Source organism: Kitasatospora sp. NPDC041988, from assembly GCF_055588525.1.
This window is the reverse complement of record NZ_JBVJCO010000001.1, coordinates 120,711-143,912: the sequence shown is the minus strand read 5'-3', so window position 1 is coordinate 143,912 and position 23,202 is coordinate 120,711. Positions and strand designations below refer to the sequence as shown.

At 71.1% G+C, this 23,202-nt stretch carries 19 protein-coding genes; 4 read left to right on the top strand and 15 right to left on the bottom strand.

Going from position 1 to position 23,202, the window contains the following annotated elements:
- Nucleotides 1-276 precede the first annotated feature (276 nt).
- From ACZ6NC_RS00515 to ACZ6NC_RS00495, 5 genes are all read right to left on the bottom strand, one after another.
- On the bottom strand, nt 277-840 hold the full coding sequence (locus ACZ6NC_RS00515; RefSeq protein WP_465727400.1) for a dihydrofolate reductase family protein: 564 nt from the start codon (nt 838-840) through the stop codon (nt 277-279).
- Between the two features lie 297 nt (nt 841-1,137).
- Nucleotides 1,138-3,540, bottom strand: a complete 2,403-nt coding sequence (locus tag ACZ6NC_RS00510) for a glycosyl hydrolase family 28-related protein (protein ID WP_465727398.1) — start codon at nt 3,538-3,540, stop codon at nt 1,138-1,140.
- 483 nt (nt 3,541-4,023) lie between these two features.
- Nucleotides 4,024-5,661 (bottom strand): Ig-like domain-containing protein, encoded by a 1,638-nt coding sequence (locus tag ACZ6NC_RS00505; protein ID WP_465727396.1) that lies wholly within the window; start codon nt 5,659-5,661, stop codon nt 4,024-4,026.
- 112 nt (nt 5,662-5,773) lie between these two features.
- Nucleotides 5,774-6,850 (bottom strand): hypothetical protein, encoded by a 1,077-nt coding sequence (locus tag ACZ6NC_RS00500; RefSeq protein ID WP_465727394.1) that lies wholly within the window; start codon nt 6,848-6,850, stop codon nt 5,774-5,776.
- A 238-nt stretch (nt 6,851-7,088) separates the two neighbouring features.
- Nucleotides 7,089-8,285, bottom strand: a complete 1,197-nt coding sequence (locus ACZ6NC_RS00495) for an MFS transporter (RefSeq protein ID WP_465727392.1) — start codon at nt 8,283-8,285, stop codon at nt 7,089-7,091.
- Between the two features lie 54 nt (nt 8,286-8,339).
- Here ACZ6NC_RS00495 and ACZ6NC_RS00490 point away from each other — a divergent pair, with 54 nt between their 5' ends.
- Complete coding sequence (locus tag ACZ6NC_RS00490; RefSeq protein WP_465727390.1) at nt 8,340-9,083, top strand: helix-turn-helix transcriptional regulator; 744 nt, start codon at nt 8,340-8,342, stop codon at nt 9,081-9,083.
- A 597-nt stretch (nt 9,084-9,680) separates the two neighbouring features.
- A complete protein-coding gene (locus tag ACZ6NC_RS00485) occupies nt 9,681-10,385 on the top strand; it encodes a Crp/Fnr family transcriptional regulator (protein ID WP_465727388.1) in 705 nt (234 codons plus the stop codon).
- Between the two features lie 76 nt (nt 10,386-10,461).
- On the opposite strand, the gene ACZ6NC_RS00480 is transcribed toward ACZ6NC_RS00485, so the two are convergent.
- Genes ACZ6NC_RS00480 through ACZ6NC_RS00470 form a run of 3 tightly spaced genes read right to left on the bottom strand, consistent with a single transcriptional unit; the run spans nt 10,462 to nt 15,514 of the window.
- A complete protein-coding gene (locus ACZ6NC_RS00480) occupies nt 10,462-12,939 on the bottom strand; it encodes an ABC transporter ATP-binding protein/permease (protein WP_465727385.1) in 2,478 nt (825 codons plus the stop codon).
- Nucleotides 12,936-13,937, bottom strand: a complete 1,002-nt coding sequence (locus tag ACZ6NC_RS00475; protein ID WP_465727383.1) for an ABC transporter permease — start codon at nt 13,935-13,937, stop codon at nt 12,936-12,938. The genes ACZ6NC_RS00480 and ACZ6NC_RS00475 overlap by 4 nt, the downstream gene beginning before the upstream one ends.
- Nucleotides 13,934-15,514, bottom strand: a complete 1,581-nt coding sequence (locus ACZ6NC_RS00470; RefSeq protein WP_465727381.1) for an ABC transporter substrate-binding protein — start codon at nt 15,512-15,514, stop codon at nt 13,934-13,936. Before ACZ6NC_RS00470 ends, ACZ6NC_RS00475 begins: the two co-directional genes overlap by 4 nt.
- Before the next feature lie 204 nt (nt 15,515-15,718).
- Here ACZ6NC_RS00470 and ACZ6NC_RS00465 point away from each other — a divergent pair, with 204 nt between their 5' ends.
- Nucleotides 15,719-16,435, top strand: a complete 717-nt coding sequence (locus tag ACZ6NC_RS00465; RefSeq protein ID WP_465727379.1) for a PIG-L deacetylase family protein — start codon at nt 15,719-15,721, stop codon at nt 16,433-16,435.
- Nucleotides 16,436-16,558: 123 nt separating this feature from the next.
- Nucleotides 16,559-16,936 (top strand): VOC family protein, encoded by a 378-nt coding sequence (locus tag ACZ6NC_RS00460; protein WP_465727377.1) that lies wholly within the window; start codon nt 16,559-16,561, stop codon nt 16,934-16,936.
- A gap of 126 nt (nt 16,937-17,062) precedes the next feature.
- Here the strand turns inward: ACZ6NC_RS00460 and ACZ6NC_RS00455 are convergent, their stop codons facing one another.
- The 7 genes from ACZ6NC_RS00455 to ACZ6NC_RS00425 form a co-directional block, all read right to left on the bottom strand.
- Nucleotides 17,063-18,328 carry a cytochrome P450 gene (locus tag ACZ6NC_RS00455; RefSeq protein ID WP_465727375.1) on the bottom strand — a complete coding sequence of 422 codons (1,266 nt, stop codon included), beginning with the start codon at nt 18,326-18,328 and terminating at the stop codon, nt 17,063-17,065.
- Between the two features lie 125 nt (nt 18,329-18,453).
- Nucleotides 18,454-19,650: a cytochrome P450 gene (locus tag ACZ6NC_RS00450; RefSeq protein ID WP_465727373.1), complete on the bottom strand. Its 1,197-nt coding sequence runs from the start codon at nt 19,648-19,650 to the stop codon at nt 18,454-18,456.
- A gap of 141 nt (nt 19,651-19,791) precedes the next feature.
- On the bottom strand, nt 19,792-20,190 hold the full coding sequence (locus tag ACZ6NC_RS00445) for a DUF3224 domain-containing protein (protein WP_331742042.1): 399 nt from the start codon (nt 20,188-20,190) through the stop codon (nt 19,792-19,794).
- A 41-nt stretch (nt 20,191-20,231) separates the two neighbouring features.
- Nucleotides 20,232-20,645: a nuclear transport factor 2 family protein gene (locus ACZ6NC_RS00440; RefSeq protein WP_331742040.1), complete on the bottom strand. Its 414-nt coding sequence runs from the start codon at nt 20,643-20,645 to the stop codon at nt 20,232-20,234.
- Nucleotides 20,646-20,787: 142 nt separating this feature from the next.
- Complete coding sequence (locus tag ACZ6NC_RS00435; RefSeq protein ID WP_465727371.1) at nt 20,788-21,537, bottom strand: thioesterase II family protein; 750 nt, start codon at nt 21,535-21,537, stop codon at nt 20,788-20,790.
- A gap of 113 nt (nt 21,538-21,650) precedes the next feature.
- Nucleotides 21,651-22,880 (bottom strand): hydroxymethylglutaryl-CoA synthase family protein, encoded by a 1,230-nt coding sequence (locus tag ACZ6NC_RS00430; protein ID WP_465727369.1) that lies wholly within the window; start codon nt 22,878-22,880, stop codon nt 21,651-21,653.
- A partial coding sequence (locus ACZ6NC_RS00425) for a phosphopantetheine-binding protein (RefSeq protein ID WP_465727367.1) occupies nt 22,877-23,202 on the bottom strand: 326 nt, incomplete at its 5' end. The genes ACZ6NC_RS00430 and ACZ6NC_RS00425, both read right to left, overlap by 4 nt.

Here is a 23,202-nt window from a genome sequence, read left to right as displayed (position 1 = left end):
CGGTGTGCGGCCGGCAGGCGTAAGAGGTGGTCCACGACGTGGCGGGGGACGTCGAGCGTGGCGACATAGGTGACCAACTTGAAGCCCCTGGTGGTTGCGGACATGATCTCGTGGTGAGACCTGACCTACCAGGGGCTTTACGTGCGTCTGCGGTCAGGTGTGGTCCGTCCGACTCGCCTTCGCCAGGCGGTAGTTCACACCGCCTCGCGCAGATCATCTCCCTGAGAGAACGTCACTGGCCGGCCCGTTCTTCCGTGGGCTCGGCGGACGAGCCGGCTAACGCACCACGCGGTAGCGGAGGTAGACGACTCTCGAGTTGAAGGTGCGGGTCTCGACGAGTTCGAGATCCACCCGGCGCTCGCGCTGGGGAAAGAACGGAATGCCACCGCCAACCAGCACCGGGTAGACCATGGCCCGGTACTCGTCGATCAGATCCGACGCAGCCGCCTCGGCGGCGAGAGTCGCGCCGCCGATCGCGATGTCGCCCTCCCCCGGCTCGGCTCGCAACCGCTCGATCTCCTCCGCCAGGCCGCCGGAGGCCAGGCGGGCATGGCCCTGCACCGCCGACAGCGTGGTCGAGAACACCACCTTCGGGAGCGGCTTCCAGAGCGAGGTCCACTCGCGCATTGAGTCGTCGAGCGATGGATCCTGGTCGGCGGTCTCCCAGTACAGCATCGTCTCGTACAGTCGTCGTCCCAACAGGTGGACGCCGACCTCTCGAATCTCGTCGATCCAGAAGCGAAAGACCTCCTCGTCGGGCACCGTCCAGTCGAAGTCGCCGTCCGGCCCGACGATGTAGCCGTCAAGTGAGACGTTCATCGAATAGGTCACGCTGCGCATCAGAAGCCCTCCTCGGTGACGGGTTCGACTGTACGACCGCCGGACGCCGCAGACTCATCGCGGCTCGCGGGCCCCCTGGGCCGAGTCACCTCACGAGATCATTTCGTTGAGAAAACCTCACTGGCCGAGTTACTGGAGCAGTTCTGACTTCCCGTGACAGGCCCCACGCGGACCTGGGGATCGGGTGACCGTCCCGTGTAGCCAATCCCGGTGATTCGAGGACGTCTCCGGTCTGCTAGAGCGACTGCGAGAGGCGCCCGACCCAGCCGAATCCATTGATATGCAGCATCCCCGGTATCAGTTCCGTTCCAATAGGTTCGCATCTCTCATCTTGGCGAGAAGTGCGTTGAAATCAGCCTTCAGCTGAGCAATGTCCGTCGCTCTCGAGTCCGCCTGTCCTGTCACGCCATGAGGAAGTGGTTCAATGATCCCCGGCTTTGCATCCAGGTCATAGATAGTCTGCCATTGAAGGTGATTGTCAGAAGTCAGGCCTCCGACACTCCGCCCCGGCCCCGGCTGTTGCCAGGACTGCGGCTCCTTCACACCGGAGACCTTGAGCAGCCGGTCCGACGGGCCACCTATATAGGCGATCAGTCGATACACGAATCCATTGGCGCTCGCCGGCTTGACGGTTTGCCCTATCTTGTAGTGCTTTCCGTCACTCCAGGAAAGAGCCGCCGACCGCCTTCCACACGGGGCGTTCACCGCCCACCCGATCGGGCCTTGGCGCGCCGTTGCTCCGGTGGCATTGAGAAGCAGATCACCCGGGCCGTAGAAGTTGCAGCTACCGGCAGACGTATTCCAGGGAGTTCCATCATGAACAATAGCGATTCGCCGCTCACCGAAGAGGTAGTTTCCAATCCAGGCTTCCGGAAGCATCAGAGCGCCGGGGACCGGACCATTTTCGTACGCGGTTTGATAGTACGTGTGGTGATCCGCCGGGCTCACGAGGGATGTTTCGATCCGGCCCTTGATGGCGTCGGGAGCCGTCTGGACTTGGACACGGAAGAGGGCGCTCCACTGGCCGTCCGGCGTGAGGGAGCCATAATCCTGAATGATCGTGGAATCCGAGGCATCCCCGAGTTTGTTGACCGTTGAGAACTCAATCCCATACTTGCCCTCACATCTCCATACCAAATGATCGAGCTCTTCAAGCGTCTGCCCGACCTCCTTCGGGAAATCAGGCATGCCATCGGGGGGTTTACCCTTCTTTCCGAACGTGCGCCCGGCATGGACTGCTCGATAATAGTATCCGTTCCCGGGCGTCTGCAGCTCGCCTTCCTCGATATCGACTCCCGTCCCCGCCTCGGAGATAAAATACTCGGGATATTTGGAATACTTGTTCGTCACTTTCAGGGTGGAAGGCCCTTTTTTGACGGCGCCATAGCCCCAGTATGTCGAGTCCGAGGTGATAATCATATCCCCTCCGACTACAGCGATATTCCCGCCCTTGAACACCGACGGGGCATCCCCTTCGCCGTAGCAGCCGATGTACACGGCGAACTGTGGGGCCTCGTGATCACAGCTGTACTGTCGGTGACGGTTGTGCGCCGCGTGACACGAAACAAAGGTGCAGCCCAAGAATGAACTGTCGTGAATTCCATCGCGCCCATTGGTTGCTGCAGAAACATTCATGGCCAGCATGGCATTTGTTTCATCGTTGCCGTGACTACCGATGTCGAGCCCATGTTGGCCATTGTTGGCGAGAACGCAATCACGTATCTGCGTGAGGTTGGCATTGGCCGTCGGCCCGAAATCAGGCCCATGGCTTGCGTATATTGTCATTCCATTACGCCTGAAGACGGAAACCCCCACCGTCTCGATCAACGGGCCGTGCGCCAGAACTCGTATGCCATCCATCTGCGGAGCCTGATAGAAGGTGGGGGCAAATTTCCCTTGGTCGGGATCCGACTTGAGGGTGAACTGGCGAAGCACAGCATAGTCTGCACGATCATTCGAGGGATCCGGCGCAGGCGGTCCGGAGGTCCAGGAGCCCACCAGGGCAATTGCACAATAAACAGTCTCCCCGGCAACCGGACCGATACCGGTCGCAGTAGAGAGGTTGAAATCTCCTGTTTTCACATCTGCGAGTATGCGAGTATTTTCAGTGACCCCAAGACCAGCTCCCCCAGCTCCCTCCAGAATGCAATGGTGCCTGACAACAAGAGGCTTCGTAATCCGGTAGTCTCCCGGAGGAAGGTAGACGACTTTGCCATGAGCAGTGCCGAGTCGCATCGCGCAGTCGAGGGCGCTTTGGATCGCGCCCGTGTCGTCGTCTTTGTTGTTTCCCACCGCTCCGAAGTCGAGCACGCTCAGCCGCGTGTCGCGGCGGGGCCGGATTGTCACCGTGCCCGATTCATCGCAGTCACCAATCCAGTTCGGAGCGCTCACACATTTGTCAATCTCATCCGCAGCGCGGACGATCTGTCCCGAACTGTTGACGCCAACCGCGCCGAACCTACCGCGGCCCAGGCGGCCGCTGAAAGCACCACCTATTTGGACTTTGACGTCATCTCCAGCCCTTTTTGCCGGCTCCAGCGCAACCCCGAAGAACGGAATGGTATGTAACTCCTCGACAGCAGGGACAGTGACGGTGATCGGTTTGACAGCAGGAGGGGTGGGGGTGGCCGGTGATCCTGTGGTGCGGACCACCTGGCCAGCCTTGATCGGTTGTGCGGCTCGCACAATGACGATGTCCATCAGAACGTCCCTTCCGTCGAGGCCACATCGGTCGGAAGGCTGGGCGAGAGCGCGGCCGAAGCGCGCGAGCACACTCGACCTCGGCGCCGAAGGCCGGAACCCTTCGGCAGTACTGCGCTCGCATCTTTTGCCTAACCCCATATACCTCCAGGCTAGGCGTGGGCATCAGCCTGCGCAGATCGGCAAGGCCTGATGGCCATCCAACCGTGGTCACCATCCGCAATCACGCGCTGAAGGCATTTGGCGAAATCGCGTATTGCTCGCCGCCGGCAGCGTCTCCCAGCTGCGCACCGACCAGCGGCCCGGAAGGCCCAGACCGGCGGTGGAGGCGTCCCGGAGGCTGCCGAAGAACCCGCCGATCGCGTTCTCCTCGCCGTGGCCGAGGAACCAGTTCTCCAGCGGGGCGGTGGGCCCGAGGACGAGCTCCGGCCCGGTACGTGCGGGCCGGCCGGAGACCCGCTCCGGCCGGCTCTCACCCCGGTCTCACTGGGCCTGTGCCGGCTCCGGACGATCCGGCCCGGTGCCGGTCACCACCGCCACCGGGGCCCTCAGCCGGTTGGCGGGGCAGGCTGCCGAGTCGTCCTGACCGGTGCCGAGCAGCACGCTGCCGGTGGATCCCGTCACGGTGAGCGGGCCGTTGAGCGTGGAGCCGCAGATCTCGACGGCCAGCGCGGCGGTGGCGGCCGCCGGACCGTCGATCTCCGCGCCGGAGACGGCCAGCGCCCCGCCCGGCTGCACCGAGAGCGGCCCCTGCTGGCGACCGCCGGGCCCGATGCAGATCGACTGGCCGTCCGCTACGACCAGGGGCCCGTGGTGTGCCGTCGTCAGACAGGGACGGGTGAATCCGACCGTGACCGCGGCCGGGGCGGTGGTGCCGCGCGGCACGAAGGCGGTGGATCCGCTGTAGTCGGCGGTGATGCTGTGCGCGCCGGGCCGCAGGGAGCCGGTGGTGTAGGCGGCGCGGCCCGCGGTGAGCGGGACGGTGGTGAGCGGCGCTCCTCCGTCGCGGAAGGTGACCGTTCCGGTGGGGGTGCCGTCCTTCGGGTCCGCCGGGAGGACGGCGGCGGTCAGGGTGACGGGGTGTCCGAAGAGGGGGGTGGCGGTGTCCGTGGTGAGCGAGGCGGACGCGCCGTACCTGAACGAGACGACCGCCCTGCCGCTGCCGTGGTTGACACCCGGGGTGAGCGAGACGTCGGTCGTGCCCGGGGCCGCGAAACCGCTGCCGCCGCCACCGCCCGCGCCGTAGAGGTTGCCCGGGTTTCCGCCGCCGGAGCCGCCGGCACCGCCGAAGTAGCCGCCGCCACCACCGCCGCCACCGTTGCCGCCGCGGGCGCCGTTGCCGCCGGGGCCGCCGCTGCCCGGGTTGGCCAGGCCGGTGTTGGGGTCGGTGTCGCTGCCGGCCGTGCCGGGGCCGCCGAGCGCGGAGTTGGGGCTGCCGGTGCCGGGAGCGGTCTGGCCGCCACCGCCGCCGGCGACGCCGGACCCGTCCGGGCCGCCGCCCTGGCCGCCGGGCTCGCCGGTGAAGCCGCCGCCGGCCACCAGCACCCGGTCCGCGGCTCCGAAGGAACCGACCCGCACGTCGGTGGCGCCGCCGCCGGAGCCGCCGCCACCGTGGGCGCCGCCGCCGCCGGAGCCGTGGCCGAAGCCGCCGGGCCGGGCGTACTCGCCGTGCCGGGAGGAGCCGGGGATCCCGGCCGCCCCGACGGTGATCTGCAGGTGCTGACCGGCGGTCACGGCCAGCGTCGCCCTGGTCCGGCCGCCGAGCCCGCCGGGTGCCCCGGTGTTCGGCGGGTTGGGGTCGACGAAGCCGGCGGCGCTGCCGCCCTCGGCTCCGGACAGCTCGACACCCACCTCGACGACCCCGGCGGGGACGGTGAAGGTGTCGGTGCCCGGGTCGGAGTAGGTGCAGGCGGGCGATGACGCGGTGAAGACGCCGTGGCTGCCGCAGGCCGTCGGCGCGGCCGGCTCGGTGGCCGCGGCGACGGGTGCCAGGACGGTGGCGAGCAGGCCGGTCGCGCCGGCCAGTGCGAGGGTCCTGGTCCGAGTGCCGGCCGGGGTGGCGGCCGGGGCGGCGGTTCTGGCCTGGGCGGCGGCCGGGCTGGGCTTCGGGTGACGGTTCATGAAGTGGCTGTGCCTCTCCGGCCCGTGCGGGCCGAGGGTGGGGAGGGTGTGACCGGCGGTGCGGCCCGGCGGATGGCGGGGCCGCACCGCGGCTGTCGAGGTGCGGGAGGCCTCAGACGCCGTCGTCGGCGCAGAGCGCCCACGCGTCGGAGTAGGTGTTCGGCGAGCTGCCACCGCCGGTGTGCGTGACGGCCGTCCAGTACGCGGCGGTGGTCGTCCCGTCGCCCACCGGGGTGCCGCCGGAGGTGCTGGGGAAGCTTCCGTTGAGGTGGTCGCCGACGGATCCCGGTCCGGTGAAGTCCGTGGTCGTCACGCTGCCCCCGCTCACGGCGGCTCCGCCGCTGACGAGCTTCCCGTCGTTCCCGCCACAGCCGACCGTCACCGTCTGGCCTGCGGTGGCCGCGGTCGGACCGCTCACCTCGCTGTAGCGGACCGTCACGGTCGTGCCGCTGACGCCGATGCCGTTCCCGCTGCAGATCGCGTACGCGTATGTGGTGTTGTTGTTGTTCCCGCCGCCGCCGTTCCAGCCGACCGCCGCCCAGGAGTCCGGGTTGGTCTCACCGTCGGCCGCGGCCTTCTGGCCGTAGTCGTGGGCCGCGTTGTTGAAGGTCGGGAAGCTCGCGATCGGCTTCAGGCTGCCGACACTGGCCGGCGTGATCCGGGCGCCGCCGCCGAGCAGGCGGGTGTTGGCCGGACAGGTCGCCACGACCAGGCCCACCGTTCCGCTGCCGGTGGGGCCGGCGGTCTTGTTCATGACCACCTGGGTGTGGTTGATCAGGTTGCTGGCGAAGCACACCGCGTACGGGGTGGACGAGAAGTCGGCGTTGACCGCGCCGCCGCTGCCGCCGATGCCGAGCCAGTGTGTGACATCGGTGCCGACGACCCCGGTCGAGCCGGTGTATTCGGTGCTGCCGTCCGGGCTCGGAGCGGTCCCGTTCACCTTGTTGCCGTTCGACGAGGTGCCCGTGCCGATGGCCTGGCTGATCCCGCCGCCGGAGACCAGCCCGGCGGCGCAGTCCGCGTGGGTGGAGATCTCGGAGAACGCGCTGCCCGGGCCAGCGGTGGCGCCGGGCGTCTTCACGGTGACGCCCACCGTGTTGGCGTACGCGATTCCGGGCACCGCCACGGCCAGGACGGCCGCGGCGGCCACGCCCCGGCCGGCGAGCCTGCGCATCAACGACTTCTTCATCTGGATCACTCTTTCCGGAACCCGACGCGCCGTGAAGTGTCCGGCGGCGTTGTCCCTTGAGGCATCGTCTGGGAGGAGCGATGCACATCCTGGACAGCTACACCCGGGTAGACCACTGGTGATCCACACGGCGCCTCGGCGGCCCGGCTGGGCGATCGACCAGCCGGGAGCCCGCGCCGGCGGCGGCCGAGGTGCCGCCGCGGGCTCGCGTCCCGCACGGGAGGGTCGGGCTCCTCCGTCACGTCTGCGCCTTCTCCCGGGCCTGTTCCGGCGCCGGGGCAGGGTGCCCGGGGGCGGCAGGCTCCGTGAGGGTGCGGAACAGCAGCCAGCTCAGGGCGGGCATCAGGATCAGCGGGGCCAGGGCGGTCTGCAGCGACGTCGCGTCGGCGAGCCACCCGATCAGCGGTCCGGCCAGGCCGCCGATGCCGGCGCCCAGTCCCAGGGTGATGCCGCCGGCGGTGCCGACGCGGGCGGGCAGGTAGTCCTGGGCCAGCGTGACCTGCAACGAGAACGGGACGTACAGGGCGGCCGAGGTCAGCGCCACGAAGAGATGGACGGCCGGCCCGGGTGCCAGGACGAGGCCGGCCACGGTGACGACGGCGGCGGCATAGGACCAGCGCACCACGGTGACCCGGTCCCAGCGCTCGGCCAGCCTGCCACCGAGGACGGTTCCGGCCGCGCCGCCGAGGTAGAGCACGAACAACGCGACGGCGCCCGAGGCCGTGCCACCTCCCGTCCGCTCCCGCGCGTAGAACGAGATGAAGGTGGACAGACCGGTGAAGACCACCGAGCGGCAGACCACCGCCAACGCCAGCCTCACGAACGATGCCGTGTCCCCGGCGGCCGCGGGCGCCGCAGCGCCGCCGGAGGAACCACGCGTCGTCTGCTGCCACTGCGCTCCACGCAGGAACACCAGGCACAACACGCCGCCGGCCACGGCGGGCACGACGAGCAGCGGTGACAGCCTCAGGCCTCCCGCCCCGACGACGGCGGCCACCAGAACCGGGGCGAGAGCGAAACCGACGTTGCCTCCCAGCGAGAACCAGCCCATCGCCGAATGGCCGCCCCCGCCGGCCAGACGCGCGACGCGGGCCGACTCGGGATGGTAGGCCGCGATGCCGATCCCCGAGACGGCCACGCACGCGACCGTCACGGCGTACGAGCCGCCGAGCCCGCACAACGCGATGCCCAGACCGCCGACGATCGTGCTCACCGGCAGCAGCCAGGGCATCGCGTACCGGTCGGTGAGCGCTCCGAACAGCGGTTGCGTCACCGAGGACACCAACGACGCGGCGAGCACGATGCCCGAAGCGGCGGCATAGCTGTAGGCGCGTTCGGCGGCGAAGAACGGGACGAGCGCCGCCACGGCACCCTGGTAGACATCGACGCAGGCATGGCCGGCGGAGAGCACGACGATCGCTTTGTTCTTCGGCATTGCGCCATCGTCGCCAGCCACCGGCCTGTCGTGCTTCCGATATCCTGCCGATCGATGCCGGAAATCCGCCACACCCCTGTCGCGCCGACCAGGGCCCAGTTGCTGCCCTCCGGTACGGGCATCGACGCCCACCGCCACGACGATCACCAGATCGTCTACGCCGCCCGCGGAGTGCTGGCCGTCACCACCGGCCTCGGCACCTGGATCGCCCCGGCGACCAACGCCATCTGGGTCCCGGCCCGGACGGTGCACGCCCACCACGCCCACGGCACGCTCGACCTGCACCTGGTGGGCCTGCCCGCGACCGACAACCCGCTCGGCCTGGACACGCCGACCGTGCTCACCGTGAGCCCCCTCCTGCGGGAACTGGTCGTCGCCTACACCCGCACCCCCGACGACGACAGCCCCCAGCGCCGGCGGCTGCGGGCCGTCCTTCTCGACCAGGTCGCGGCCTCGCCCCAGCAACCCGTCCACCTGCCCGCCCCGGCCGATCCCCGGCTCCGGGGCCTCCACGAGATCCTCCGCACCGACCCCGCCGACCAGCGCACCCTCGCCGCCCTCGGCAGAGAGGTCGGCGCGAGCGACCGCACCCTGTCCCGGCTCTGCACCAACGAGCTCGGTATGACCTTCCCCCAGTGGCGCACCCAACTGCGGCTCTACCACGCCCTGGTGCTGCTCGCCGAGGACCTCCCGGTCACCGCGGTGGCCCACCGGTGCGGATGGTCGTCCGCCAGCACCTTCATCGACGTCTTCCGCCGGACCTTCGGCCACACTCCCGGCACACACCAACGCCGGTGACCCGCCCGGCCAAGGCGCGGCACCGCGCACGCCGGCCGGCAGGATTGGCTCGAATTGATCGGAGCTTAAATCTGGTTCGACCATGCTCGACCAATCGTGCGCGTTATGCTCCGGTTCAGGATCCTGTGGGACCGTACGCGCATGGAAGATCGGCCGCGTCGCCTTGCGGGCCGGCGGTGAATCGCCCGGGCCCGGAGTGATCGGCGGCGGGCCGGGGTGCGGGGCGTCGGTGGATCCGGCGGGAGTCGGCACGGCACTGTGGCGGCAAGATCGATAAACCGGCTGGAGGAAATCAGCGATTACTCCTCCCACTCCCTCCGGGGACTGGTTCGAATGATTCCGGGTGAACTCGGGACGGTCTGCGTCTCCCCGCTCCCCGATTCGGGCCTGCGCCGATAAAGCTGTGCGAGAACTCGGGCAGGGCACTTGCCGGCCGACTGTGCGAGATTGATTGTTTGCCACTGCTATGGCCAGTCTTGACAGCTCGACCGCATGTTCGGTATTTATTGTTCGACATTTCCGTTAAGCGGAGGGGGGTAGGGGGGGCCTGGCATTAAAGTCCACGTCTTCGATGCTCAGGCGGTCCCCCGATGCCACATGAGCTTTCCCAAGCCAGCCATCACCCCGACGAAGTTCACCGACCGGGTTGTCGGCTCTCTCCAGTCGATCGAGCACACCCTGCCGACGGTGACCATCACCCGAGGCGGCCACATCTACAACTGCGCCGAGAGCGACCAGAGTCTCTACCTCGTGAAATCCGGGCAGGTCAAAACCGTGATCGTGACATCGACCGGGAAGCGATGTCTGCTCGACCTCTACATCGCCGGGGATATCTTCGGTGAGCTCTGCATGACACAGCTCGGCCGCATCGAGACGGCGGTCGCCATGGCCGACACCGAGCTGACCAGAATCCCGTACGGAAAATTCTTCAAGATTCTCGCCGGCGGCGGCCTCCTCGAAGAATTTGCCGAGCACCTGGCCGGTCGGCTCTCGGAGCGCCAGCGGGTCATTGTCGACCTTGTCACCCTGGAAAGCGAATTACGGCTCGCGGCCCGGCTCCTCCAGCTCTCCCACCGATTCGGGCAGAGCCACCAGCGCGGGCTCAAGATCGCCGCCAGGCTCACCCAGGAAGAACTCGCCGAAATGGTCGGGACCACGCGGTCGAGGGTGGGATATTTCCTCAAGAGATTCCGCGAGGCCGGACTCCTCGAGTCCAGCCGCGGCTGGATCACCATCCGCAACGAGGCCAACCTGGCCGAATACATCGAGGCGCGCCTCGGCCTCAGCGACGCGTCCGTCTAGACGCCCGGGAGTCAGGCACCCCGGGAGTGGTCCCGCCCGGCCCGGGCAGTTCCGGGCGGGACCACTCCCCCGGCCGTCAGAGCGGCCCGGGACCCGAAAGGTGGCGCAGCCGGCCGTCGGCCACCTGCGCGAGGCGCCCGCCGATCCGGTCCACGACCAGGCGGTCGTGCGTGACCACCACCAGCGCCACCCCGAGGTCCCGGCACAGCTCGTCGAGCAGCTCGAGGACCGCCAGCGCGGTCGTCCGGTCGAGGGCGCTGGTGATCTCGTCACACAGCAGGACCTCCGGGCTGGCCGCCAACGCCCTTGCCAGCGCGACGCGTTGGCGCTCCCCGCCGGACAGTGCGGCCGGCCGGCGGTCCAGGTGCCCGGCGCCCAGGCCGACCCGCTCGACCAGGGCCAGGGTCCGCGCCCGGACCTGGTCGGGCGGCACCAGGGCGAACTGGCGCAGCGGGCGGCCGACGATCCCCGCCACGCTGTGACGGGGGTTCAGCGAGTCGTACGGGTTCTGCGGGACGAGCTGGAGCAGCCGGCGTTGCAGCGGGGTGCGACCGCCCACCTCCTTGGCCAGGACGTGGCCGGCCAGGCGTACTTCGCCGGCGGCCGGCGTCACCAGCCCGGTGATCGCCCGCAGCAGGGTGCTCTTGCCGCTGCCCGACGCGCCCACGATGCAGAGCCGGCCGCCGGCCGGGACGGTCAGCGAGGCGTCGGCCAGGATCCGTCCGGCGCCGGGCCGCTCGACCCGCAGCCCCGCGACGGACAGCGGCGCGGCGGACAGCGGCATAGCGGACAGCGGCGCGGTGAGGTCCGCCTCCGCCGTGGGCGGGGCGCCGGGCCGCACGGGCTCGGCGGCCGCCGGGGCGACCGGCGCGGGTGCGGCGGCCAGCGAGGCGTCGGGCGGGCCGGAGCTCAGGATCCGCCCGCCGCCCATCACCACGACGGTGTCCGCGGCCTGGGCGACCGCGTCGAGGTCGTGGGAGACGAGCAGGACGGCGGTGTCCTTCTTGCGGCACAGGGCGACCACCTCCATGACCAGGCGGGCCGTGTTCTCCGGGTCGAGGGCGCTGGTCGGCTCGTCCAGGACCAGCAGCCGGGGCTCGCGGGCCAGGGCCACGGCGATCGACAGCCGCTGGAGCTGGCCGCCGGACAGCTGGTGCGGCCGGCGGGCCAGGAACGCCGGGTCGTCGGGCAGGCCGAGGGCGCGCAGCGCGGTCCTGGCCCGTTCCAGCCGCTCGGCGGGCGGGACGTCCAGGGTGCGCAGCTGCTCGCCGATCTGGTCGGCGACCTTGAGGTTGGGTGGCAGTGCGGTGCGCGGGTCCTGGGCGACGTAGGCGACGCTGCGGGCCCGCAGACGGGAGAGTTCGCGCCGGCTCAGGCCGTCCAGGGTGGTGCCGAAGAGCCGGGTGGTGCCGGCGGTGCGTTCCAGGCCGGGGTTGGTGTGGCCGAGCAGGGCGAGTGCGGTGCTGGTCTTGCCGCTGCCGGAGTCGCCGATGAGCGCGACGACGGTGGCGGCGGGGACGGTGAGGTCGACGCCGTGGACGGTCTCGCGGCCGGTGGCGGTGGCCTCCAGGCGCAGGCCCCGCACGGTCGCCGCACCGTCCTGCGCCTCCTCCGGCCCGGTCGGTGCCAGGGCGCGCGGGCGGGCCGGAGCCCCTGCCACGCGCGGCCGCCGCAGGCCCCGGCTGCCTCGCCGGCGGCGCGCGGTGTCGGCCGGGCCGAGGGTGTCGGCGAGGCGGCCCACCGTCAGGAGCAGGGCGAGCAGCAGGCCCGCCGGGGCCAGCACGGCCAGCGGCTGGAGGGTGAGGCCGCCCTGGTTCTCCATGATCATCAGCCCCCAGTCGGGGGTGGGCGGCTGGGCGCCCAGGCCGAGGAAGCCGGCGGTCGCGACCGCGTAGGCGGTGCCGGCGAAGCGGACGCTGGCGTCGGCGGCCAGGGTGCGGACCAGGTTGGGGAACACCTCCCGGGCCAGGATCGCGACCGTCGACTCGCCGCGGGCCAGGGCCACTTCGACGTAGTCGTGGGCCAGGGCCTGGGTGGTGGCGGCCCGGACGATGCGGGTGATGTCCGGCACCATCACCGCGACCACCGCGATGGCGACGCCGACCAGGCCGGGCCCGGTGCCGGTCGCGATGACCGCGATCAGCACCAGCGGCGGCAGGCCCATCAGGACGTCGGCCCCGCGCATCACGAGGGTGGCGGCCAGGCCGCCGCGGTAGGCGGCGAGCATGCCGGCCGCCACCCCGACGAGGTAGGCGACCAGCAGCACCGCGACGGAGAGCAGGATGAGCGTGCGCCCGCCGGAGAGCACCCGGCTCAGGACGTCCGCGCCCAGGTGGTCGGTGCCCAGCGGGGCGTCCGCGCTGCTCGGCGCGAACGGCATGCCGACACCGACCCGCGGGTCCTTGGGCGCCAGCCACGGGCCGCACAGGGTCAGCAGCACCAGCAGGGCGAGCACCACCGCCGCGACCGGCCGGCGCCGGGCCGCCCCGGTCGGGCCCGGGGCGCCCGCGACGGGTGCCGGTGGTTCGGTGACCGGGGTGGAAGCGAGGGTCACAGCACGATCCTCCTCGAATGGTCGAGCGCCATGCCGAGCACGTCGCCGAGCAGGTTCGCCACCACCGTCACCAGCGCGATCAGCAGGGCGACGGCCTGGACGGTCGGCACGTCACGCCCCGCCGACGCCTGGATCAGGACCGAGGCGATCCCCGGGAAGCCGAAGAGCGTCTCGGCCACCAGCGCCCCGCCGACCAGCAACGACAGGTAGCGCGCCAGCAGCGGGATCACCGGCGGAATGGCGGCGGGCAGGACGTAGCGCAGCACCACCCGGTGCTCGGGCACGCCGTTGAGCCGCGCGGTGGCGACGGCGTCGCCGCCGGCCACCTCGACGACCCCGCTGCGCACCAGCCGGGCGTTGTGCGCCAGGCAGCCCGCCAGCAGGGTGACCACCGGCAGGACCAGGACCTCGGGTCTGCTCAGCAGTCCCTGGCCGGGCCTGATCAGTGACACCGCCGGCAGCAGGTCCAGCTCGACGGCGAGGACCAGCACCAGGACGCTGCCCATCACGAACTCGGGCACCGCCAGCAGGGTCAGGGTGGCCGCCGAGATCAGCCGGTCGGCGAGGCCGCCGGAGCGCAGCCCGGCCCAGACACCCAGGCCGACGGCGAGCGGCACCAGCAGGGCGAGCGTCACCCCGGCGAGGACCAGCGAGTTGCCGGCCCGGTCGCCGACCAGGTCGGCGACCGGGCTGCCGGACACGTAGGAGGTGCCGAGGTCGCCGTGCAGGACGGTCAGCAGCCAGTCGCCGTAGCGCACCAGCGCGGGCCGGTCCAGGCCGAGTTCGGCGCGGCGGGCGGCCACCTGGGCCGGGTCCGCGTCCGGACCGAGGGAGGCGGCGGCCGCGTCACCGGGAGCGGCGTCGGTGGCGACGAAGACGATCGCCGAGACGGCGAGCAGCACCAGGACGCCGGTGAACAGCCGCCGGAGCAGGAGGGACCTCAGCGACCCCCGGCCGGTGCCGGGGGTCGCCGGGGCCTTGAGAGCGGTGTCGGTCATGCCAGGAAGGCGTCTCGGAAGCTCGGGAACGTCGGGTAGCCCAGCGACTTGACGCCGTGCACCTGCGGGGTGGCGGCGGCCAGGACCGGCGCCTTCGCCCAGACGAGGTCGCCGCCCTCCTCGTGGAGGTAGTGCTGGATGTCGGCCAGCGCGGTCTTGCGCTGCTCCTCGGTGACCGCCGAGCGGACCTTGGTGACCAGGTCGTCGGCCTTCGGGCCGGCCACGCCGGTGAAGGGCAGCAGGGCGTCGGTGCCGTAGAAGAACAGCACGTCCAGCGGCAGCGGTCGCGGCTTGCGGTTGGCGGACTGGAACTTGGCGCCGATGAAGACCTTCGGGTCGGCGAAGAAGTCGCCGGCCGGCACCTTGTCGAGGCCGATGGTGATCCCGGCCTTCTTCGCCTGCTCGGCCAGCACCGCGGCGCCCTCGGCCAGCCCGTACTCGTAGTCGCTGGTGCGGATGGTCAGCGAGAGGTTGTCCACGCCGGCGTCCTTGAGCAGCTTCTTGGCGCGCTCCGGGTCGTACTGGCGCTGCGGGAGGTCCTGCGCGTAGTCGGGCAGGTACTTGCCGAACAGGTCGTTGCCCACCTCGCCGAAGCCGAGCGTGACCCGCTCGACCATCTGGTCGCGGTCCACCGCGTACTTGAGGGCCTGCGCCACCCGCGCGTCGGTGAACGGGTCCTGGCTGCGCTTGAGCATCGCGCCGAAGTTGGGCCACTCCCACTTGGGCGGGGTGAGCAACTGCACGGCGGCGTTGGCCCGTTCGGCCTTGCCCGCGACCAGCGAGATGCTCGCCGCGTAGTCGACCTGGCCGGCCTTGAGCGCGTTGAGCCGGGCCGCGCCGTCGGCGATGGAGACGAGTTCGAGCTCGTCGAGGTAAGGACCGGCGCTGCCCCAGTAGTCGGGGTTGCGCTTGAGCGTGGCGCCCTGGCCGACCTTGTGCTGCTGCAGGATGAAGGGGCCGCTGCCGGGGACGGCCGAGAAGTCGGTGGTCCCGGCCGGGACGACGAAGATGCCCTGGGTGAACACCTGGTCGAGGAAGCCGTGCGCGCGCTTCATCACCAGGACGGCGGTGAGTTCGTCCTTGCGCCGCGTCTTGGCAAGGTCGACGTCGGCCAGCAGCGGTGCCTGGTTGGCCTTGGTGTCGACGTAGGTCTGGAGCGTGAAGAGGACGTCCTCGATGGTGAGCTTGCGGCCGTCGGTGAACTTGACGCCGCCGCGCACGCGCAGCGTCCACTCGGTGCCGTCGGCGTTGGGCGTCAGGCTCTCGGCGAGCTGCATCTCGATCTTGCCCTCGGCGTTGACCACGCAGAGCTCGTCGTAGATCGCCCGGGCCCGCACGTAGTCGATCGGGGTGTTGGCGGCCTTCAGCACGTTCGCGGTCTCGTTGCTGCCGCCGATGAAGGCCGCGCGCAGCTTCCCGCCGCGCTTGGGGGTCGGCGCCGCCGTGGCGTCCGCGGCCGGAGCCTTGGCGTCCGATCCGCAGGCGGTCAGCAGCCCCACCCCCGCGGTGCCCGCCGTGATGCCGGCCGCCGCCCTCAAGAGGGCTCGTCTCGACACTGTGAGCCGTTGGTCCGCCATGGTTCCTCCTAGTTCGCGTGCCTGCGCTGGGCCGTGCGCGCGAGGAAGGTATCCACTTCAAATCCCCAAGATCTGCGCAGCATTGAGCATCCGAGATGCCCAGGTGAAGGCCCGGTACAAACCAAACGGACCGCACGGTCCGCCGGATGCGGGCGCTCACTTCGGAGCAGACCGGCCCCGGCCCCGCGTGCTTGTCTGCGCCTCATGACGAACCAGCTGCAGGAGATGCCGACCGACTTCGAGCGAGTGCTGTGCGTGGTCGCCCACCCCGACGACATGGAGTTCGGCGGGGCGGGCGCGGTGGCCGCGTGGACCGCGGCGGGCAAGCAGGTGGGATACCTGCTGCTGACCCGTGGCGAGGCGGGGATCGACGGGATGGAGCCGGCGAAGGCGGCCCGGGTGCGGGAGGAGGAGCAGCGGCGCAGTGCACGGATCGTGGGCGTGGCGGAGGTCGAGTTCCTGGACCATCCGGACGGTGTCCTGGAGTACGGCCCGGCGCTGCGCCGGGACATCGCGGCGGCGATCCGGCGGCACCGGCCGGAGCTGGTCGTCGGCTACAACCACCGGGACACCACGCACACCCGCCGCTGGAACACCCCGGACCACCGCAACGCCGGGCGGGCGTTGCTGGACGCGGTGGGCGACGCGGGCAACCGGTGGATCTTCCCGGAGGCCGGCGAGCCGTGGGGAGGCGTGCGGTACGTCGCGATGGTGGGCTCCCCCGAGCCGACCCACGCGGTGGACGTGAGCGGCTCGGTGGACCAGGCGGTGGCGTCGCTGGAGGCGCACGAGGCCTACCTGGCGGCGCTCGGCGGCGGGCGGCCGGTGGACGTGCGCACCCCGCTGGGCGGCCTGTACCGCTCGACCGGCGAGCGGTTCGGCGGGCGGCTCTCGATCGCGTTCGAGCTCGTGGTGGGCTGAGTCGCCCTCCCGGGCCCGGGCCGGCCGCCCGATCCCGCCGCCCCGCACAGCCGTTCCGAACCGGTCGCGCCGATGCGCAACTTTGGCCAGGCGGCGCGGGCCCGGATCCGTAGGGTTCCGGGCATGGCTGCTATCCCCTATGTCAAGTACGAGGACGTCGCGCGCGCGCTCGACTGGCTGACCGAGGCGTTCGGGTTCACCGAGCAGCAGCGGTTCGCCCACCCCGACGGCCCGGTGTTCCACGCGGAGATGCTCACGCCGGCCGGCGACCCGGTCTACCTGGCCGGCCCGGGCGGGGACTACCACTCCCCCGCCACCACGGGCCAGCGCAGCGCGATGGTGTCGGTGGACACCGAGGACGTCGACGCCCAGTTCAAGCGGGCCGAGGCGGCCGGCGCCACGCTGGTCTTCCCGCCCACCGACACCCCGCAGGGCATGCGGGTCTGCAAGGTCGAGGACCACGAGGGCCACGAGTGGTTCTTCAGTCAGAAGCTCCGCTGACGGCACGGAAGGGTGCGGCAAGCGGCGAGCGGGCCGGGGGCGATCCCCCGGCCCGCTCGTTCGTTCTGCCCTGGCCGCTCGTTCGTTCTGCCCGTGCCGCCGGGGTGCTCCCCCGGCGGCGGTGCGTCACCAGGTGACCGGCAGCGCCTCCAGGCTGTGGATCACCATGTTGCGCTTCCACGGCAGTTCGCTCTCCGGTACGGCCAGCCGCAGCCCGGGGAAGCGCCGGATCAGCGTGTTGATGCCGATCTGCATCTCCAGCCGGGCGAGTTGGGCACCCACGCAGTGGTGGATGCCGTGCCCGAAGGTGGTGTGCGAGCCCGGGCGGCGGGTGATGTCGAAGGTGTCCGGGTCCTCCCAGACGAGGGCGTCGCGGTTGGCCGAGTTGGTGACGGCGATGACACCCTCGCCGGCGCGGATCAGCACGCTGCCCATCTTGACGTCCTCGGTGGCGACCCGCATCAGGCCGCCCGCCGCACCGCCGGGGATGTAGCGCAGGAGCTCCTCGACGGCGTCGCCGATCCGCTGCGGCTCGGCCCGCAGCAGCGCCAGCTGGTCGGGGTTGCGCAGCAGGACGAGGACGGCGTTGGCGAGGCGGTTGGCGGTGGTCTCGTAGCCGGCCACGATGAGGCCGCCGGCGAAGGAGACGAGTTCGCGTTCGCTGAGGCGGTCGTCGTTGTCGCGGGCGGCGATCAGGACGCCGAGCAGGTCGTCGGCGGGGGCGGACCGGCGCTCCTGCACCATGGCCGCCAGGTAGCCGATCATGGCCTGGCGGGCGGCGACGGCCTCCTGGAGCTGGTCGGGCGCGGTCTTGAACATCTGGTCGGACCACTGCCGGAACCGGGGCTGGTCGTGACGCGGCACGCCGAGCAGGTCGCCGATGGTCATGATCGGCAGTGGTGCCGACAGTGCGGAGACCACGTCCCCGCCCGGGCCGCCCTGCTCCATGGCGTCCAGCAGTTCGTCCACGGTCCGCTGGATGCCGGGGCGCATGGCCTCGATGCGGCGCACGGTGAAGGCGGGGGCCACGAGCTTGCGCAACCGGGTGTGGTCCGGCGCGTCCTTGCTGACGATGGAGTCCGGGTCGCCCTCGACGCCCGGCATGAACTGCGGGGCGCCGGGTCTGGTGGCCGCCTGGCGGCTGAAGCGCGGGTCGCTGAAGACGGTGCGGACGTCCTCGTAGCGGGTGACGATCCAGGCCGGGTCGCCGCTGGGCAGGGCGACCGGGCAGGCCGTCTGTTCGGCGCGCAGGCGGGCGTACTCGGGCGAGGGGTCCAGCGCGGAGGTGATCGGGAACGGGAACGGGCACCGCTCGGCGGTGTCCACGGGGTCAGTGGGGTCGATGGGGCCGGCGGTGTCGGCGGGGTGGTCTTCGGGCTGCGGCCGGGTCACTCCGGCTCCCTTCGGTCAGCGGGGGTCCGGGCGCGCGGTGCGCCCGGACCCGCCGGTTGTCGGTTGTCGGTTGTCGGTGGCAGGAAACGTCGGTGGTCAGGGACCGGTGACCGGCGGGCGGCCGTTCACCAGATGACGGGCAGCGCGTGGACGCCGTGCACGAACATGTCGCTGCGGAACGGCACGTCGTCCAGTGGCACGGCCAGCCGCAGCGTCGGGACCCGGGTGAACAGGGTGGACCAGAGCACCTGGAGCTGGAGCCGGGCCAGCAGCTGGCCCAGGCACTGGTGCAGGCCGTAGCCGAAGCCCAGGTGTTCGGCCGCCTCCGGGCGGGCGATGTCCAGCCGGTCCGGGTCGGGGAAGACCCGCTCGTCCCGGTTGGCCGAGGAGAGCACCACGACCACGCCCTCGCCGGCCCGGACGGTCTTCCCGGCGACCTCGACGTCCTCGGTCGCCACCCGACGCAGCCCGTAGTCGATGACCGTCTGGTGGCGCAGCAGTTCCTCGACGGCGCCGGGCACGCGGGCCGGGTCCTTGACGAGTTCGGCGAGCTGCTCGGGGTGCTGGAGCAGGACGAGGGTGCCGACGCCGATCTGGTTGGCGATGGTCTCGAACCCGGCGATCATCAGCAGGGTGGCGATGCCGACGAGTTCGTCGTGGGTGATGCCGTCCTCGTCGAGCCGGGCGGCGGCGCGCCCGAGCAGGTCGTCGGTCGGCTCGGCGGTCTTCTCGCGGACCAGCCGGTCGAGGTACTCGCGCAGTTCGTCGCGGACCACCTGGCGGCGGGCGGGCGGCGCGCTCTGGTCGCCGATGACCTGGGTGCACTCCTGGAAGAACGCGCGGTCCCGGTAGGGGACTCCGAGGAGTTCGCAGATCACCAGGGTGGGCAGCGGGAGGGCGATCGCCTGGACCAGGTCCGCGGTGCCGCCGCCGGCCAGCATGGTGTCGACGAGTTCGTCCACGATGCCCTGGACGGCGGGGCGCAGCTCCTCCAGGCGCTTCTTGCGGAACTCGCCGATGATGGTGCGGCGCAGCCGGGTGTGGTCGGGCGGGTCCATCCGGATGAACGTGCCCGGGCCGGGCGGGCGGACGGTCATCCGGGCCGGGAAGCCGTCCCGGGAGAAGTCGGAGCTGAAGCGGTCGTCGGACAGGACGGCGCAGGCGTCGGCGTGGCCGGTGACCAGCCACACGTCACTGCCGTCGAAGTCCAGGGTGGAGCGGTGGAGCGGATGTTCCGCCCGTAACCGCGGGTAGACGGGGGCGGGGTCGAGCGGGCAGGTGCGGGGCACCGGGTATGACGACGGCTCGGTCGGGGCGTCCAAGGGGCTCGTCCTCCTCGTCCAACGGGGCGGCTGCCGGGCGGGATTGCCCGGCAGCCATCCTGGTCGTCGGCGCTCGGAGGATCTGCTCAGTATTGTGCTGGCCGGCAGATCACGGAGAACGCGGATCAGCCCGGGGGTGGGTCAGCCGAGGTCGTACTCCAGCCGGTACCGGGCGTTGCCGGCCTCCTCGTGGGTGGCGGTGAAGCCGCCGCTGCCGGTCAGGCCGGTCAGCTCGCCCGTGCCGGAGCCCGGGACGACCGTCCAGGTCACCTCGGCGGTGGTGCCGGTCAGTTCACCGGTGTGCTGGAGTACGAAGCTGCCCGAGCGCCCGCCCAGCCGGCCGGAGACCTGCTCCAGGCCGACGAAGGTGGTGGAGTCGTCGCTCCGGTAGAACATCACGTACTCCTGGACGCCCTGGCCCTCGATGTCGCCGGTGTAGGAGTACTCGACGGCCGAGCGGGTCAGCTTGCGCCCGTCGGTCTCGGTGATGTCCTGTTCGTCCCAGCTCTTCAGGGCGCGGGTCCCGGTGGCGTTGCTCATCCTGTGTCCTTCTCGGAGAGGGTCGGCAAGGTGGCGCGATGTCACGCGGAGGCGGCACCGCCCGGCTCACCAGCATGCCCTGATTCGGCCTGGGCCGCGAACCAGTCGCGCATTCCGCCCTCGATTCCGGCGACCTGACGCCAGATCAGGCCATCCTTCAACACGTACGCGCCGAAGCCGAGTTCACGTTCGCCCCGGACGCTCATCAGGGCGCGCATGAAGAGGGTGTCGCCGGTGTGGGTGTACTCCAGCAGCCGCTCGTACTTGGCCTGGATGTCCATGTAGCGGCTGAAGGTCTCGCGGATCTCCTTGTGGCCGGTGAGGATGCCCTGGAAGCGGACCACCACGGCGTCGGGGTGGTAGGTCTCCATGAGCGCGTCGATGTCCTTGTTGTCCAGGCAGTCGATCTGGCGGACGAAGAGCGGGTGGCAGCCGGAGAGGTCGAGCTCTTCCATGGTGTTCTCCTTCTGGGTGTGCCGTGCGGGTGCGCGGCGGGCGGGGCGGAGCGGGACGGTCCGGGACGGTCCGGGGCGAGCCCCGGTCCGGGGTCGGGGACGGGTCTGGGGTTGGGGACGGGTCTGGGGTTGGGGACAGGTGTCAGGTCGGGGCGGGGACGCCGAGGCGGTCGCGGATCAGGGCGAGCAGCCCGCCCGGTTCCTCCTTCAGGTAGAAGTGGCCGCCGTCCACCACCCGCAGGTCGAAACCGCCCCGGGTGGTGTCCCGCCAGCCGGCCATCTCGTCCGGGGCGACCTCGGGATCCGAGCTGCCGACGACCGCGGAGACCGGGCAGGCCAGCAGGCCGCCGGGCAGCGGGGTGTACGTCTCGTTCACCTCGAAGTCGGCCCGCAGGCCGGGGGTGAACGCGTTCAGCAGCTCGGGGTGGGCGAGCACCTCGGCCGGGGTGCCGCCCATGCCGGCGACGGCGGCGGTGAACTGGTCCTGCGGCAGGTCGTGCAGCCGTGGCCGCCGGGACGGCAGGTGCGGGGCCCGGCGGGCCGAGACGACCAGGTGGCGCGGTTCTCCCCAGCCGCGGGCCGCGAACTCCCGGGCTGCCTCGTAGGCGACGACCGCCCCCAGGCTGTGCCCGAACAGTGCGAACGGCCGGTCCAGCGACGGCAGCAGGCCGTCGCACAACGGACCGATGATATCCGTCATCCGGCGAAACGGCTGTTCCCTCGCGCGGGCTTCCCGGCCCGGCAGGAGGATCGGCCGGATGTCCACGTCCTGGCCGAACTCCCTTTGCCAGGACCGGAACAGGGCCGGCCCACCACCGGCATGGGCGAAGCAGAACAGGCGCAGCCCGGCGTCCGGCGCACCCGGCGCCGCGGCGGTCCAGCGTCCGGTCATCCTGGTCCTCAACTCCTCTCGCCCGGGCCGGTCCGCCTGCGCGGCCGACCGGTTGCCGGTGTCGGTACCCCGGGGGCGTTCACGCGGGCCGCCCCGCCCGGGGGGTGCGCCGGTCAGCGCCATGCGTAGCGGCGGTGGTAGTCCTTGACGCCGGTGAGGACCAGCAGTTCGCCCGGCCGGCCGGCGTGGTCGAGGTAGTCGGCCCAGTCCTCGGCGTCGACCCGGCGCTCGCGTTCGGGGACGAGGCAGGACCGGGTCTGCTTCAGCAGCCGGGTGTACTCCTCGAAGCCGATGTCGCGCCGGGCCGCCAGGCGCTCGCCGATCCGCAGGGCGCCGAGCGTACGGGCCGACTCGGGGGTGATCACGCCGCTCAGGAACTCCGAGGCGCAGCCGGAGCCGTAGGCGAACAGGCCGACCCGCTCGGGCCGGTCGCAGGGGGCGCTGTCGATGGTGGCGGCGAGTGCGAGGTAGAGGGAGCCGGAGCAGAGGTTGCCGACCACCTTCGGGTAGACCAGCGACGGTGCGACCCTGCGGGCGAAGTCCGCGTCGATCTCGGCGGGCCGGGCGTCGGCGTGCTCCTGCATCATCTTGCGGTGGCCGGCCCGGACCAGCCCGGCGAACGGGGTGTGCATCACCAGGCGGTCGAAGGTGGTCGCGAAGTCGGCGCCATCCACCCGGTCCGCGTAGTCGGCGAAGCTCTTCTTCAGGCAGTCGAGGTAGGCGAAGAGCGAGCGGTCGGCGTCCGCGATGTCCAGGGTGGGCAGCGGGCGGGCCGAGTCGAGGGTCTCGTAGCTGTGGAGGCCGTAGGCGCCCGGGTCGATGGCCATGATCCGGGGCCGGTCGCTCACCAGGACGGCCGCCGCGCCGTGGCCGGTGGCGGCCTCCGCGTACGCGGCGTACTCGTCCACCACGGCCACGTCGGTGGCGATCACCAGGGCCTTGGCACCGGGCGAGTGTCCGGAGGCGAGGTAGCCGGCGGCGAGCTGCACCGCGCCGGTCGCCGCGTAGCAGGCCTGCTTGGCCTCCATCACCCGGCAGGAGCGGGGCAGCCCGAGGTACTCGTGGACGTAGGAGGCCACCGACTTGCTGTAGTCCACCCCGGACTCGGTGGAGGTGACGAGCAGTTCGATCCGGCCGCGCTCGGCCGGGTCCAGCGCGTCGACCAGCGCCTTGGCGGCGTTGACGGCGTTGGTCACCGGGTCCTCGAAGGGCAGGGCGACCGAGCGGCGTTCCATCATCAGGTTGCCGAGCCGGGCGTGGTCCAGGCCCCGGCCGTCGAACAGGTCTGTCAGGGCGATGCCGGCCAGGCCCGCGTAGACGTTGAGCGCCTCGATCCCGATCACGCCCGCACCCCCCGGGCCAGGTGCTCGACCAGGCCGTCGATGTCCGGTATCGCGCTGAAGTTCGACATCGGCTCGTCGATGCCCAGGCTCCGGGTGACGCCGATGATGATCTCGACCCGGTCCACCGAGTCGGCGCCCAGCTCCTTCAGGTGCTTGCGCCCGGTGATCTCCCGCGGGTCCAGCGCGGGCAGGATGCTGCGGATCACCTCGTGCAGCGCCTGCTCGGAGAGGGCAGGGGGAGCCTCGTGCGGGGCGGGGGGGGAGCGATGCCGGTCTCTTTTTGTTCTTCTTCTCCTCCGCCCCCCACCCCACGCCACCTGCT

Coding starts and splice junctions, on each gene's coding strand:
- ACZ6NC_RS00485 (WP_465727388.1), top strand. CDS start 9,681: ATGAGCTTTCCCAAGCCAGCCATCACCCCGACGAAGTTCACCGACCGG.
- ACZ6NC_RS00490 (WP_465727390.1), top strand. CDS start 8,340: ATGCCGGAAATCCGCCACACCCCTGTCGCGCCGACCAGGGCCCAGTTG.
- ACZ6NC_RS00500 (WP_465727394.1), bottom strand. CDS start 6,850: ATGAAGAAGTCGTTGATGCGCAGGCTCGCCGGCCGGGGCGTGGCCGCC.
- ACZ6NC_RS00495 (WP_465727392.1), bottom strand. CDS start 8,285: ATGCCGAAGAACAAAGCGATCGTCGTGCTCTCCGCCGGCCATGCCTGC.
- ACZ6NC_RS00460 (WP_465727377.1), top strand. CDS start 16,559: ATGGCTGCTATCCCCTATGTCAAGTACGAGGACGTCGCGCGCGCGCTC.
- ACZ6NC_RS00515 (WP_465727400.1), bottom strand. CDS start 840: ATGCGCAGCGTGACCTATTCGATGAACGTCTCACTTGACGGCTACATC.
- ACZ6NC_RS00470 (WP_465727381.1), bottom strand. CDS start 15,514: ATGGCGGACCAACGGCTCACAGTGTCGAGACGAGCCCTCTTGAGGGCG.
- ACZ6NC_RS00465 (WP_465727379.1), top strand. CDS start 15,719: ATGACGAACCAGCTGCAGGAGATGCCGACCGACTTCGAGCGAGTGCTG.
- ACZ6NC_RS00505 (WP_465727396.1), bottom strand. CDS start 5,661: ATGAACCGTCACCCGAAGCCCAGCCCGGCCGCCGCCCAGGCCAGAACC.
- ACZ6NC_RS00440 (WP_331742040.1), bottom strand. CDS start 20,645: ATGGAAGAGCTCGACCTCTCCGGCTGCCACCCGCTCTTCGTCCGCCAG.
- ACZ6NC_RS00510 (WP_465727398.1), bottom strand. CDS start 3,540: ATGGACATCGTCATTGTGCGAGCCGCACAACCGATCAAGGCTGGCCAG.
- ACZ6NC_RS00435 (WP_465727371.1), bottom strand. CDS start 21,537: ATGACCGGACGCTGGACCGCCGCGGCGCCGGGTGCGCCGGACGCCGGG.
- ACZ6NC_RS00475 (WP_465727383.1), bottom strand. CDS start 13,937: ATGACCGACACCGCTCTCAAGGCCCCGGCGACCCCCGGCACCGGCCGG.
- ACZ6NC_RS00445 (WP_331742042.1), bottom strand. CDS start 20,190: ATGAGCAACGCCACCGGGACCCGCGCCCTGAAGAGCTGGGACGAACAG.